We start from the raw sequence: 12,201 nt of genomic DNA, 5'->3' as shown, positions 1-12,201 counted from the left end.
TAAATAGTCTGGTGACGATGGCGAGAAGGTCACACCCGTTCCCATGCCGAACACGGAAGTTAAGCTTCTCAGCGCCGATGGTAGTTGGGGGATTCCCCCTGTGAGAGTAGGACGTCGCCAGGCAAACTAAAAGACAACCGTTACTGGTTGTCTTTTTTCATTTGCAGAAGAACTGATACAAGGAAGCGAAGGAACATTCTAAGTGCTTTAATAAAAGGTAAATAGGTCAAGTTTGTATTAAACAGTCACACCCGATTCTGCATCGATATCTTGTTAACAACTATTCAATAATTTAAACAAGCTAACTCAATAAGCAATAAGCTTATGCTCTATTAACATCTAACCAAAAATATTTCTAACCTGTTCAAATCATTAAGGTTAGGAAATGCCCAACTTTTCTTGATATGAATACTAAATTTACATATAGACATACAATGAAAACTTGGCTGTTACATACAATATAAATCAAGTAATCTCTATAAATGATTATTCGAAAAATTGTATACAAAAGGGAGTGCCGGGGCAGAATAGGTGTATGGAGGTGGAGAATTATGGCTAGGTTATTAGCTACAGATCATCTGGGGGAATCTTGTGTCATCTGTGAACAAGTCAAGTCGACTGGTATACATCTATACACTTCATTTATCTGCGCGGAGTGTGAAAAGGGAATGCTACAAACTGATACAAGTGATCCAAAATATAAATTTTATGTTGAACAGCTAAGGAAAGTTACAAAGCCAGAGATATTTTCATAGAACATCTTCACTGAAAAAAGGAAGTTTAACTTACTAATTTCTAAAGATATAAATAAGGCTCAACATGAGCTTTATTTTTTTTGCATAATAATGTGAAAGTAATTACGACTTTAAATTTTTTATGGATAAGTCTCTTTTTGATTAATTCATATTTAGTTTTGATAAAATAAAGATTATGTCAATGAATGAGTTGGTGAATTAATGAGTCAAAGTCAGATGCCTTTACTTAACCGGTTAATCGCACATAACAATAATCACCCGCTTTCTTTCCATGTGCCAGGACACAAGAACGGGCAACTGTTTCAAGGGAATGGACGGGTCTATTATGAGTCTCTGCTTCATCTAGATGCAACAGAGCTTACGGGCTTAGATGACCTTCATGCTCCAGAAGGAGTAATTCATAGCGCGGAAGAATTACTTTCGGAACTTTATGGCGCCGGAAAGAGCTTCTTTTTGGTAAATGGGTCAACTTCAGGGAATTTAGCAATGATTCTAGCTACATTAAAAGAAAATGATGTTGTATTAGTACAAAGAAATTCTCATAAGTCGATAATGAATGGGATTCAACTTGCTAAAGCACATCCTGTTTACATACATCCCGAATATGATGACGAAACCATGGTGGCATCGGGGGTTGGACTAGAGACTGTTAAAGAAGCATTAAAGGCAAATCCTCATGCCAAGGCTTTAATTCTTACCTATCCGAATTACTATGGGATGGTTTACAATCTACAAGAAATTATTAAACTAGCACAAGATTCACAGATCCCTGTTTTAGTGGATGAAGCACATGGTGTCCATTTTGTGGCTGGAGACCCATTTCCTCCTTCGGCTTTGGAATTAGGAGCAGACATAGTGGTTCAATCTGCACATAAAACATTGCCAGCTATGACGATGGGTGCTTTTCTGCATTATAATAGTAAAGTTATCTCTTTATCGAGGGTAAGCTATTATTTACAGGTTTTACAATCAAGTAGTCCATCCTATCCTATCATGGGGTCTCTGGACTTTGCACGAAGCTATTTAGGAACTTTTACACTGGAAGATAAGCAATACTTATTAAATCAGCTAACTGCGTTTAGGAAAGAGGTTAACAACATTGAAGGCTTAAAGGTTCTTTGGAGAAAGAATGAAGACCCATTAAAGTTAGTGCTTCAATCCACGGATGGGTTAAGTGGATATGAACTTCAAAGCTTATTGGAATCACAAGGTATATATAGTGAACTGGCTGACCCCATTAATGTTTTATTGGTTCTCCCAATGGTAAAACAGGATTCTCCGTTTCCGTTCAATGTTGCAATAGAACGAATGAAGCAGGCAATGTTTAAAACTGGAAATTATCTGGATGGTGCCAGGCACCATCCAGATAATTTCCATGTCTTTAGGGGGGATTCTTTTAGCAGTTTGGCGGTATCGTATAAAGAAATGGAACAGATGCAGCAGGTTGGCATGTCTCTAGACATTGCGATTGGGGAGATTTGTGCGGAGACAATAACCCCTTATCCTCCGGGAATTCCGTTGCTTCTTCCTGGAGAAAGGATTCAACAGTTTCATATCAGCTACATAAAGCGTTTGTTGGAATTGGGAGCTAAGATTCAGGGTGGAGCTCAATTAATTAATAAAAAAATAAAAGTGCTAAAATAGAAATAGCATAATTTTTTGGAGGACTTAAATGAAGCAGGGTGTATTTATTAGTATAGAAGGTCCAGAAGGTGCCGGTAAGACAACGATTATTAATATGTTAACAGAACAGCTAGAACTCGAGGGGCAACAGGTTATTTCAACTCGTGAGCCTGGTGGGATTGATATTGCGGAACAAATCAGGGAAGTAATTTTAAATAAGAGTAATACGGCAATGGATTCCCGGACAGAAGCACTTCTTTATGCAGCTGCGCGCAGGCAGCATCTTGTTGAGAAGGTAAGGCCAGCATTAGCTGAAGGGAAAATGGTCTTATGTGATCGGTTTATTGATAGTTCCTTAGCCTATCAGGGGTATGCACGTGGGCTTGGGATAGATGAAGTCTATTCCATTAACAAGTTTGCCATTGAAAATATGATGCCGAGCATTACGCTATACTTTGATTTAGATCCACGAATTGGTTTGGAACGGATCAATAAAAATAAAGGAAGGGAAATAAACCGTCTTGACCTAGAGAATGTAGAGTTCCATGAAAAGGTAAGAGAAGGATATTTGCAATTAGTAGAGAGATTTCCTGAGCGTATGGTAAAAATTGATGCCTCTAAACCGGTAGAAGAGGTGTTTAAAGAAGCCAAAAAACGAATAGAACAATCAACTTTTAGAAAATCTTAAAGAGCATATCTTTAAGATTTTTCACTTTCTAGCTATTTATTTTGGGTGGAAATGGAATATTTTACTTCTCCCCTGCTTAGAAATAAAATTACTGTTATAATGAGCTTAAACATATCGGTAGAAAATGATAATGGAGGGAATCAAGTTGAAGCTAATTTTAGCTGTTGTTCAGGACCAAGATAGTAATCGCCTGTCAAAGGCTTTAGTAGATCACAATTTTAGAGCAACAAAGCTTGCCAGTACGGGTGGGTTTTTAAAGTCTGGAAACACAACCTTCATGATAGGAACAGAAGATATCCGTGTAGATAAGGCATTGCAAATTATACGAGATAATTGCCAATCGCGTGAGCAATTAGTTGCTCCTGTATCGCCAATGGGTGGAAATGCAGACTCTTATGTTCCATACCCAGTAGAAGTTGAAGTAGGCGGAGCCACTGTATTTGTTTTACCGGTTGAACAGTTTCACCATTTTTAAAGGCTTGTATTACTAAATACGAGTCATGGATATAAAGAGTAGATTTTTTGTATGTAAAGTAGATGCTATTTTTTCATTAAGATCTGTTTAAAGCTGACGTTGATTTCCACTGATAGGCACTTAGGGGGAGCTCCTATGGGGTTCGCCCTTGGTCTTGCAGTCTACGTTACGTACTTTCTGCTCTAATCAAATGATTCGAAATCAACACTATACCTTAAAACAGAAAAATAAATAGGCTATAAAAGCCAATGAATAAGGGCTATTTAAAAACATTATATAGAGCTAAGAGAGTGATGGCAGATTGGTAAAAACGTGGGAAGAATTAGAAACTCTTCAGCCTAGAGTGTTAAAAATGCTGAAAAATAGTTTGTTAAAGGGAAGAGTTGCACACGCTTATTTATTTGAGGGAATGAGAGGAACGGGTAAGAAGGATATTGGCTATTTATTGGCGAAGAGTTTATTTTGTCATGAACCAGTTGAGGGATATAAACCTTGTGAAAACTGCTCAAACTGCAAACGAATCAATCATGGAAACCATCCAGATCTTCACTTTGTAGAACCCGATGGACTTTCAATAAAAAAAGGTCAAATACACGATTTGCAAGAAGAGTTCTCAAAAACAGGGGTAGAATCAAAGAAGAAACTATATATGATTGTTCATGCAGATAAAATGACAACGAATGCTGCCAATAGTTTGCTAAAGTTTCTTGAGGAGCCGCATGCGGGGACAACCGCTATACTAATCACCGAACAAGTGCAGCAGATTTTGCCGACAATTCTTTCGCGGTGCCAAATTATTGGATTCACACCATTATCTCCTAAAAATTTGGAAAAACGCTTAGAGGAAAATGGAGTAAACCCATTAACCGCGCCAGTTCTCGCACAATTAACGAACAACCTCGAAGAAGCACTGGAAATCAATCAAAATGATTGGTTTGTACAAGCACAAAAAATAGTGGTAAAATTATATGAAGTGTTGCGCAAAAACCCGCTTGAAGCAATGGTGACGCTTCAGGAAGTTTGGTTTCCACACTTTAAAGAAAAGGAACAAATCGACCGAGGTTTAGATTTATTACTTCTTATTTTTAAGGATTTACTATATATCCAGCTTGGTAAGAAAGATCACATTGTTACCCTAAGCGAACGTTCCCGCTTGGAGCAGTATGCGCTACAGACATCTGGACGGCGTCTGACTGAACAAATGGCTGCAATTCTTGAAGCGAAGCGGAAATTGCATGCCAATATGAACCCCCAGCTTCTCATGGAAGAGCTGGTGTTAAAATTGCAGGAGGGATCTTGACTTGTATGATGTAGTCGGTGTCCGCTTTAAAAAAGCGGGGAAAATCTATTATTTTGATCCCGGTGAACTAGCAATTCAAAAAGACGACTTTGTCATTGTAGAAACAGTCAGAGGAGTGGAGTTCGGTAAGGTCGTTATCCCTAGAAAGCAAGTAGGAGAAAATGACGTCGTGCTTCCGCTGAAAAAGGTCGTCCGAATTGCAGATCAGAAGGATCGCCTTATAGTTGAGGAAAACAAAGCCGCAGCAAAAGAGGCTTATGAAGTTTGTGGCCAAAAAGTAAATGAACACCAACTAGATATGAAACTAGTGGATGTTGAATATACCTTTGATCGAAATAAAGTGATATTTTACTTTACAGCTGACGGAAGAGTTGACTTCCGCGAGCTCGTCAAAGATTTAGCAGCTATTTTTAGGACAAGAATTGAGTTGCGCCAAATCGGAGTAAGAGACGAAGCGAAAATGCTAGGGGGCATTGGTCCTTGTGGAAGAATGCTTTGTTGCTCTACCTTCTTAGGGGATTTTGATCCGGTCTCAATTAAAATGGCAAAAGATCAAAATTTATCATTAAACCCCACAAAAATATCAGGCCTCTGTGGACGCTTAATGTGCTGCTTAAAATATGAAAACGATGAATATGAATCAGCCAAAGAGATGTTACCGGATCTTGGTGAGTTTATTGAAACTCCAAATGGACGCGGAAAAGTGGTCGGTTTAAATATTTTGCAGCATGTGATGCAAGTTGAATTCCCAAATCAGGGACGTGTGCTCGAATATACACTTGAAGAAGTACTGAAGGAAGGCGCCGTTTCAATACAATCATCCACAGATTAATGAGGTGGAAAAAGTGGATAAAAAAGAGATCTTTGACTCAGTCAGTAATATGGAAACTCAAATCGGAAATCTTTATGTTCAGCTGGGTGAGTTAAAGCAGCATTTAGCGGAAATTCTTGAGGAAAATAACTCTTTAAAGCTTGAAAATGAACATTTAAGACGCCGTCTGGAGCAAACAACAGAAAAGAAAGTAATGAAGCCAATAAAAGGCTTTAAGTCGAAGAATGAAAATCGAAATTCAGTCGACATCGGAGAAGGGTATGACAATCTCGCGCGCCTTTACCAAGAAGGTTTTCATATTTGTAATTTGAATTTTGGAAGCCCTCGGAATGAAGGGGATTGCATGTTTTGCTTATCCTTTCTTAATAAAAAATAATCCGCAACCTTCCTCAAATTTGGGGAAGGTTTTTTTAAAAGGATAATATGCGAGGATTAATTAAAATAGGCTGTTTTCGTAAAGAATGCTGTTAAAATCCTAAGGCCGATTTTAACGAGAAATAAGCTTTTTTCTTCTTTATAAACGAATTTCGAATGGAATGAAAATTATGGAGGGTTGTTATGGTGGAATTAAAAGGAGATGAAAGACTAGATTATCTTTTGGCAGAGGACTTGCGCATCATTCAAAGCCCTTCTGTATTTGCCTTTTCACTTGATGCAGTTTTGCTTGCTAAATTTGTCTATGTTCCCATACAAAAAGGAAAACTTGTTGATTTATGCTCTGGAAATGGGGTTATCCCACTTTTTCTTAGTACGAGAACAAAAGGATCCGTCTTAGGTGTTGAAATTCAAGAGCGGCTTTACGATATGGCGGTTAGGAGCATTGAGTACAACAAGTTAGGTGACCGGATTTCAATGATTCATGGCGACCTAAAAGAAATGCCGCAGCAGCTCGGTTATGGAAAGTATGATGTCGTAACATGTAATCCACCTTATTTTCCAACACCACAAAAGAAAGAAATCAATGGGAATGAACATTTAGCAATCGCGCGCCACGAAATCCTTTGTACACTAGAGGATGCGATCAAAGCCTCAAGTCAGTTGGTTCGACAAGGAGGTAAGGTGGCATTTGTTCATCGTCCAGGAAGATTAATTGATATTGTTGAGCTAATGCGTAAATATCGTTTAGAGCCAAAGAGAATTCAGCTGGTTTATCCCAAGCTCGGTAAGGAAGCAAATACTCTCCTTGTTGAAGCCATTAAGGGTGGGAACCCAGACTTGAAGATAGAAAAGCCTCTATTTGTCTATAATGAAAACAATGATTATACTCCGGAGATACGAGAAATTTTGTATGGAGCAGAATGAGCATTATTTTTATGTACTTCTATGCCAAGATGGGAGTTATTATGCGGGTTATACGAACAATCTAGGACGGCGGATTCGGATGCATAATGAAGGAAAAGGGGCAAAATATACGAGGGGAAGAGGACCAGTAAAACTGATTTACTCAAAGTCCTACTCAACCAAAAGTGAGGCCTTAAAGGCAGAATATGCTTTTAAACAGCTGGCTAGAGCAAAAAAAGAAAAGTTTTTAACAAGAGAGTTGGGTGAAGAAATTGCAACAACAAAAGAGCTTTGAACGAGAAGAAGAAAAAGGAATTCTTTATCTTGTGCCGACCCCGATTGGCAATCTAGAAGATATTAGTTTCCGGTCATTAAGAATATTAAAAGAAGTAAATGTGATTGCAGCTGAGGATACACGAAACACAAAAAGGCTTTGCAATTACTTTGAAATTGATACACCTCTAGTGAGCTATCATGAGCATAATAAGAAGATAAGTGGTCCGAAGCTAATTGAACAACTAAAAGAAGGAACAAAAATAGCGCTTGTCAGTGATGCTGGCCTACCGACGATTTCTGACCCTGGTTACGAGCTAGTCTGTTTGGCAATCGAGGAGGGATTAACCGTTGTTCCTTTGCCAGGAGCAAATGCTGCACTAACAGCTCTTATCGCCTCAGGTATTCAAACCCAACCCTTTTTCTTCTATGGATTCTTACAACGAGGCAAAAAGGATAAACGAAAAGAACTAGAACAATTGGCGAGACAAACATCAACGTTAATCTTCTATGAGGCACCTCATCGCCTACGTGAAACATTGCTTGTTATGGCAGAGACACTAGGAGAAGAAAGAAAAATTACTCTATCGCGTGAATTAACAAAGAAATTTGAGGAATTTATAAGGGGAACGATTAAAGAAGCCGTTGTATGGGTAGAAAGTAATGAGGTACGAGGAGAGTTCTGTTTAATTGTTGAAGGTGGAAGCGGTGAACTTGTAGAAGATCAAAACTCTTGGTGGCAAGAGTTAAGCATTAACCAACATGTAGAGCATTATATACATACGAATAATATGACATCCAAAGCAGCAATTAAACAAACAGCTAAAGATCGGGATATGAATAAACGGGATGTTTATCAGGCTTTTCATATTGAGTAAGGTTAGCAAAACATCCTTATGAGCAAAAAAAAGAGCTTCTCCGTTTTTGGAGAAGCTTTACAATAGAATTTTTAAGCTTTTGCTGGTTCGAATGAACCTTGAATTTCCTTTAGTAATTGTTCGGCACCTTCGCGGCTTAGAACTAATTTTCCACCAGCAAGTGAAATGTTATTATCAGAAACTTCACCAGTAATATGGCAAGTCATGTTTGGTTTGTATTTTTTTAAGATGATGCGATCATCGTCCACATAAATTTCAAGAGCGTCTTTTTCAGCAATACCTAACGTTCTTCTTAACTCAATTGGAATAACAACACGACCTAATTCATCAACTTTACGTACGATACCAGTAGATTTCATTTGTAAATTTTCTCCTCTCTCAATTAAAAGTTTCTCTATGTTTTCGTCAATATTCGACATTTATTTTATAGTCTTAATAATACCAGCCATTCCCAAATACGTCAATTACTTTATTTTGGTTTATTCTAGAAAAATTTAACAAGTGCATAGAATGTGTTCATATCAAGTTTTTTTCTTAAGTTTCTACAAAAAGAACAAAGAAATAAAGTAAATACCACTGTAATAATGTTATTTATTCCATAACATTTCCAGTTCATGAATCGCCTCGGTTCGACAAAATTCGACAAATATGTCGACAACATGGAAATGATAAAGGAAGAATTGTATAATAAGACATTAGAATGATTCTGGTTCTTTAGCCAAGGAGGTATACAAAATGAAGGAAAATGGAAAGACGTTTTATTTAACGACGCCCATCTATTATCCAAGTGGGAATCTACATATTGGACATGCCTATACAACTGTTGCTGGAGATGCAATGGCACGTTATAAGAGACTGCGTGGTTACGACGTCATGTTCCTGACCGGAACGGATGAGCATGGCCAAAAAATTCAAAGAAAAGCAGAAGAAAAGGGAATTACTCCTCAACAATATGTTGATGAAATCGTAGCTGGTATTCAAGAGCTATGGGGGAAATTAGATATCTCTTATGATGACTTTATTCGGACGACTCAAGACCGTCATAAAGAAGTTGTTGAAAAGCTATTTGCTCGTTTAGTGGAACAAGGAGATATTTACCTTGATCAATATGAAGGTTGGTACTGTACACCATGTGAATCCTTCTATACAGACCGTCAGCTTGAAGATGGAAATTGTCCAGATTGTCATCGACCAGTTGAAAAAGTAAAAGAAGAATCATATTTCTTTAGAATGAGCAAGTATGCTGACAGACTACTTCAATTTTATGAGGAAAACCCTGAGTTTATCCAACCAGAGTCTCGTAAAAATGAAATGATCAATAACTTCATCAAACCAGGACTTGAAGACCTAGCTGTATCTAGAACAACATTTGATTGGGGAATTAAAGTCCCTGGGGATCCTAAGCATGTTATTTATGTTTGGATTGATGCATTGTCGAATTATATTACAGCATTGGGGTATGGCAAAGAAGACGATTCGAAGTATTTGAAGTATTGGCCGGCAGACGTCCATCTCGTTGGAAAAGAGATTGTTCGTTTCCATACGATTTATTGGCCAATTATGTTGATGGCGCTTGATTTACCTTTACCTAAGAAGGTTTTTGCTCATGGTTGGCTATTGATGAAGGACGGAAAAATGTCGAAATCTAAAGGGAATGTTGTCGACCCAGTTACACTTATTGACCGCTATGGACTCGATGCACTACGTTATTATTTGCTTCGTGAAGTTCCATTTGGTGCAGATGGAGTCTTTACACCAGAAGGCTTTGTTGAAAGAGTAAACTTTGATTTAGCCAATGATCTTGGAAATCTGTTGAATCGCACAGTAGCAATGATTGATCGTTATTTTGACGGGGTAATCCCTGTTTATAATGGCTCAAATGGTGAATTCGACAAATCACTGCTTGAAATGAGCCAGCAAACGGTGAAGAAATATGAAGAAGCAATGGAGAAAATGGAGTTTTCTGTCGCTTTAACAGCGGTTTGGCAATTAGTTAGTCGAACAAACAAATATATTGATGAAACACAACCATGGGTACTAGCGAAAGAGGAAGCGAATCTAGAGGTATTGGGAAGTGTAATGGCTCATTTGGCTGAATCATTGCGACAAACAGCTGTTCTGTTGCAGCCATTCCTGACTCAAACTCCAAAGAAAATCTTTGCTCAATTAAATGTCCTAGATGGGGAGTTAACAAGCTGGGAAAGTTTACAACAGTTTGGAGTGATTCCTGAAGGAACAAAGGTACAAAAAGATGAGCCAATCTTCCCGCGTTTAGATGTTGAGGCGGAAGTTGCTTTTATCAAGGAAAAAATGCAAGGTAGTGCACCTGTAGCAGAGGAGAAGCAGGAGGAAAAGCCTGAAACACTCCCTGAAATCACAATAGATGATTTCATGAAGGTGGAACTGCGTGTTGCTGAAGTAATTCATGCTGAGCCGGTTAAAAAGGCAGACAAATTACTGAAACTTCAATTGAACTTAGGGTACGAGAAACGTCAAGTTGTTTCGGGAATTGCGCAGCATTACAAACCAGAAGATCTCGTTGGTCGTCGCGTCGTTTGTGTAACAAACTTAAAACCAGTAAAATTGCGCGGTGAACTTTCGGAAGGGATGATTTTGGCAGGTTCAAAGGACGGCGAACTATCGCTTGCAACAATTGCTGAAGCTCTTCCGTTAGGAGCAAGAGTAAAGTAATCACCCCTTCACAATTTTATTAAAAGCTAAAGCCACTCATTAGAGTAATAAGGTTTCAATTAAACATAGAAATGTTTCATTTGTAACATTTCTATGTTTTTTTGTTAACTTTCACGATATTTAATTGACTTTGTACTTAGAAAATCGTTATGATTTTGTCAAAATTTTAAGTTTGTTTTGTGTCTTTCAATAACTGCCCATATTTGGAAATGAATATTTCAAGTAAAATAAGGACATAAATAGCAAACTAGATTAGAATAGTATATTGAGTTTGACTGTATTGTCTATCTAGAGAAATTGAAACATAAAAGTTTTTCAAAGAAAAAGTGCAAAGATTTTAATGAAAGAGGATTGTCTAGCTCTAGGCTATATGCTGCTGAGCAGGGCGCTTGCGCTTTTCTTATAAAAGGAGTTTTTCAAAATGCTATTTGATACGCATGTGCATCTAAATGCGGAGCAATTCAACGATGATTTGCAAGAAGTAATTGATCGCGCACAGGCGGAGGGTGTTTCTCGAATGGTTGTGGTTGGCTTTGACCGCCCAACAATAAAGAGAGCAATAGAATTATGTGAAACATATGATTTTTTATATGCAAGTGTAGGTTGGCATCCAGTAGACGCGATTGATATGACCCCTGAAGACCTTGATTGGCTGAGAGAATTATCCGCTCATCCGAAAGTAGTAGCTCTTGGAGAAATGGGGTTGGATTATTATTGGGACAAATCCCCAAAGGACGTTCAAAAAGAAGTGCTAAGGAAGCAAATCCAGTTGGCGAAAGAGGTCAAGCTCCCGATCATTATACATAATCGTGATGCGACAGCGGACATTGTTGAAATCTTAAAAGAAGAAGGTGCCGCTGAAGTAGGAGGAATTATGCACTGTTATAGCGGGAGTGTTGAAATTGCTAAAGAGTGTGTAGAAATGAATTTCTATATTTCTCTTGGGGGACCTGTTACATTTAAAAATGCAAAGAAACCTAAGGAAGTAGCTGAGGCAATTCCACTTGATCGCTTATTGATTGAAACAGATTGCCCTTACTTAGCGCCACATCCGAACCGCGGAAAGCGAAATGAACCAGCATATGTTAAGTTGGTTGCTGAACAAATTGCGGCCTTAAAAGGGATTACTTATGAGGAAGTAGCAGAAGCAACAACTTTAAATGCAAAAAAATTATTCGACATAAATTGATAGAAAATGCTGTCGTTTTAACGGAAGGCTTGTCTTATTTTTTCTTAAATTCATCGGTTCTACACCAAATCTTTGGTACATAGGATAACCATGTCGACAAGTCCTCCTTCCCTTTTTTAACAGAATCTTGCATAATAGGGCTTATCATTTGGGGAAGCTATTGGGTTGACACGTCGGCAGATAACTCTATATAATCACTCGAGAGAAAAGGAGGCG

Annotated in this window: 13 protein-coding genes and 1 rRNA gene; 13 read left to right on the top strand and 1 reads right to left on the bottom strand. The window is 38.1% G+C overall.

Going from position 1 to position 12,201, the window contains the following annotated elements; genetic code table 11:
* Positions 1-7: 7 nt before the first annotated feature.
* The 11 genes from rrf to rsmI all read left to right on the top strand — a co-directional run bounded on the left by rrf (position 8) and on the right by rsmI (position 8,105).
* Positions 8-123, top strand: a 5S ribosomal RNA gene (rrf, locus tag M3182_RS23245).
* A gap of 428 nt (positions 124-551) precedes the next feature.
* Positions 552-755, top strand: a complete 204-nt coding sequence (locus M3182_RS23240; RefSeq protein ID WP_251436136.1) for a sigma factor G inhibitor Gin — start codon at positions 552-554, stop codon at positions 753-755.
* A gap of 201 nt (positions 756-956) precedes the next feature.
* Positions 957-2,399 (top strand): aminotransferase class I/II-fold pyridoxal phosphate-dependent enzyme, encoded by a 1,443-nt coding sequence (locus tag M3182_RS23235; RefSeq protein WP_251560286.1) that lies wholly within the window; start codon positions 957-959, stop codon positions 2,397-2,399.
* A 28-nt stretch (positions 2,400-2,427) separates the two neighbouring features.
* Positions 2,428-3,066, top strand: a complete 639-nt coding sequence (gene tmk, locus M3182_RS23230) for a dTMP kinase (RefSeq protein WP_251560284.1) — start codon at positions 2,428-2,430, stop codon at positions 3,064-3,066.
* Between the two features lie 145 nt (positions 3,067-3,211).
* On the top strand, positions 3,212-3,541 hold the full coding sequence (gene darA / locus M3182_RS23225) for a cyclic di-AMP receptor DarA (RefSeq protein WP_251436129.1): 330 nt from the start codon (positions 3,212-3,214) through the stop codon (positions 3,539-3,541).
* A 301-nt stretch (positions 3,542-3,842) separates the two neighbouring features.
* Complete coding sequence (holB, locus tag M3182_RS23220) at positions 3,843-4,841, top strand: DNA polymerase III subunit delta' (protein ID WP_251436126.1); 999 nt, start codon at positions 3,843-3,845, stop codon at positions 4,839-4,841.
* A gap of 1 nt (position 4,842) precedes the next feature.
* Complete coding sequence (locus M3182_RS23215; RefSeq protein ID WP_251436123.1) at positions 4,843-5,673, top strand: PSP1 domain-containing protein; 831 nt, start codon at positions 4,843-4,845, stop codon at positions 5,671-5,673.
* Positions 5,674-5,686: 13 nt separating this feature from the next.
* Entirely contained in the window at positions 5,687-6,049 is a 363-nt protein-coding gene (yabA, locus tag M3182_RS23210) for a DNA replication initiation control protein YabA (RefSeq protein WP_251436121.1), read from the top strand.
* A gap of 182 nt (positions 6,050-6,231) precedes the next feature.
* Entirely contained in the window at positions 6,232-6,975 is a 744-nt protein-coding gene (locus tag M3182_RS23205) for a tRNA1(Val) (adenine(37)-N6)-methyltransferase (RefSeq protein WP_251436117.1), read from the top strand.
* The gene (locus tag M3182_RS23200) at positions 6,962-7,249 is read left to right on the top strand and encodes a GIY-YIG nuclease family protein (protein WP_251436114.1); all 288 of its coding nucleotides are present in this window, start codon (positions 6,962-6,964) and stop codon (positions 7,247-7,249) included. Before M3182_RS23205 ends, M3182_RS23200 begins: the two co-directional genes overlap by 14 nt.
* The gene (rsmI, locus tag M3182_RS23195) at positions 7,227-8,105 is read left to right on the top strand and encodes a 16S rRNA (cytidine(1402)-2'-O)-methyltransferase (RefSeq protein WP_251560290.1); all 879 of its coding nucleotides are present in this window, start codon (positions 7,227-7,229) and stop codon (positions 8,103-8,105) included. Before M3182_RS23200 ends, rsmI begins: the two co-directional genes overlap by 23 nt.
* A gap of 71 nt (positions 8,106-8,176) precedes the next feature.
* Here rsmI and abrB read toward each other — a convergent pair whose 3' ends face one another.
* Positions 8,177-8,464, bottom strand: coding sequence for a transition state genes transcriptional regulator AbrB (gene abrB, locus M3182_RS23190; RefSeq protein ID WP_251436111.1), 288 nt, complete (start codon positions 8,462-8,464; stop codon positions 8,177-8,179).
* A gap of 376 nt (positions 8,465-8,840) precedes the next feature.
* Between abrB and metG the strand changes: the two genes are divergently transcribed.
* Both metG and M3182_RS23180 read left to right on the top strand, forming a co-directional pair.
* On the top strand, positions 8,841-10,796 hold the full coding sequence (gene metG / locus M3182_RS23185) for a methionine--tRNA ligase (RefSeq protein WP_251560282.1): 1,956 nt from the start codon (positions 8,841-8,843) through the stop codon (positions 10,794-10,796).
* Positions 10,797-11,217: 421 nt separating this feature from the next.
* The gene (locus tag M3182_RS23180) at positions 11,218-11,985 is read left to right on the top strand and encodes a TatD family hydrolase (RefSeq protein ID WP_251560280.1); all 768 of its coding nucleotides are present in this window, start codon (positions 11,218-11,220) and stop codon (positions 11,983-11,985) included.
* Positions 11,986-12,201 lie beyond the last annotated feature (216 nt).

The organism is Mesobacillus maritimus (assembly GCF_023715205.1).
Taxonomy (GTDB): Bacteria; Bacillota; Bacilli; order Bacillales; family Cytobacillaceae; genus Mesobacillus_B; species Mesobacillus_B maritimus_C.
This window is presented reverse-complemented; position numbering and strand designations above follow the sequence as displayed.